The 1,848-nt window shown below is 69.2% G+C and carries 1 protein-coding gene; it reads left to right on the top strand.

Going from position 1 to position 1,848, the window contains the following annotated elements; genetic code table 11:
- The coding region (locus tag QH276_RS10090) for a condensation domain-containing protein (RefSeq protein WP_280399412.1) at positions 1 to 1,848 on the top strand (1,848 nt) is incomplete at both ends.

Below are 1,848 nucleotides of genomic sequence, written 5' to 3' on the forward strand. Positions count from 1 at the left end.
CGCCGGTGTTCGAGGCGCAGGTGTTCCGGGCGCCGTCGACTCCGATCGAGGAGATCGTGGCGGCGGTGTTCGCCGAGGTGCTCGGTGTGGAGCGGGTCGGTGCGGATGACGATTTCTTCGCCCTGGGTGGTAACTCGCTGAGCGCGACCCGGGTCGCGGCCCGGCTGTCGGCGGCGCTGGACACCGAACTCGCCGTCCGGGAACTGTTCGAGGCCTCGACCGTGGCCGCGCTGGCGGCCCGCGCCGAAACCCATTCGGGTACGGGCGGCCGGGTACCGCTGGTCCCGCAACCGCGGCCCACCCAGACCCTGCCCTCCGGCGAGGTCGTGGAACGGGTACCGCTGTCGCTGGCACAGCAGCGGATGTGGTTCCTGAACCGGTTCGATCCGGGTTCGGCCGCGGACAATATGCCGATCGCGGTGCGGCTGTCGGGTCTGCTCGACCGGCAGGCCATGCAGATCGCCATCGCCGATCTGCTGGCCCGGCACGAATCGCTGCGCACCTACTACCCCGAGGTGGACGGCACGCCGTACCAGCAGGTGGTACCGACCGCGGCGGTGATCCCCGACCTCACCCCGGTGGAGGTGTCCGAGGCCGAGGTGCTGCTGCGCGTCGCCGAATTCGCTTCGGCCGGTTTCGATGTCACCACCGAGGTGCCGTTCCGGGTCCGGTTGTTCGAGGTGGATCCCACCGAGCACGTCCTGGTGCTGGTCGCGCATCACATCTCGTCCGACGGTTTCTCCATGGGACCGCTGGCCCGCGATGTGATCACGGCCTACAGCGCCCGGATCGAAGGCGGCGAGCCGGGCTGGCGGCCGCTCGAGGTGCAGTACGCCGACTACGCCCTGTGGCAGCGGCAGGTGCTGGGTTCGGAGGACGATCCGGATTCGGTGATCTCCGCCCAGATCGGTTACTGGTCCCGGCAGCTGGCCGGTATCCCGGATCAGCTGGACCTGCCGGCGGACCGGCCGCGGCCCGCCGTGGCCTCCGGACAGGGCGCCACCTACAGCTTCGAGATCGACGAGGCGGTGCACGCCGCACTGGCCGAACTGGCCCGCACCCACGGCGTGACCTTCTTCATGGTCGTGCACGCCGCGTTCGCGGTACTGCTGTCGCGGCTCTCGGGCGAACAGGACATCGTCGTCGGCACTCCGGTGGCCGGCCGCGGTGAACGCGCGCTCGACGATGTGATCGGTATGTTCGTCAACACCCTCGCGTTGCGGACCCCGATCGATCCCGGCGCCGGTTTCGCCGAACTGCTGGATACGGTGCGGGGCAGCGATGTGGCGGCGTTCGGCCACGCGGATCTGCCGTTCGAGCGCCTGGTCGAGGTACTGAACCCGGTGCGGTCGCAGGGCCGGCATCCGCTGTTCCAGGTGATGCTGTCGCTGCAGAACAACAACCCGCAGGTCCGCGGGGAACTGCCCGGCCTGACCATCAGCGGCATCGAATCACCCATCGAGACAGCGAAATTCGATCTGCAGCTGGAACTCGCCGAGCGTATCGCCGAATCCGGTGCCGGGGCGGCCACCGCGCACGGGGTGAGCGCCAAGTTCATCTACGCGACCGATCTGTTCGACCGGGCGACTGTTCAGGGCTTCGCCGACCGGTTCGTGCGGTTGCTGACCGAGATCGTCGCCGCGCCGGCCACGGCGGTGGGCGATCTCGAGGTGCTCACCGACACCGAGCGGACCCGGGTGCTCGGGCAGTGGAACGCCACGGAACACGCGTTGCCGGAAAGTCTGCTGCTGGACGGGTTCGAGCGTGCGGCGGCCGCTTATCCGGATCGGGTGGCGGTGTCGTTCGAGGGCACCGATCTCACCTACGGGGAGTTCGCGGGCCGGGTGA

It is taken from the genome of Nocardia carnea (genome assembly GCF_029869215.1).
In the GTDB taxonomy this organism is placed as follows: domain Bacteria; phylum Actinomycetota; class Actinomycetes; order Mycobacteriales; family Mycobacteriaceae; genus Nocardia; species Nocardia carnea_B.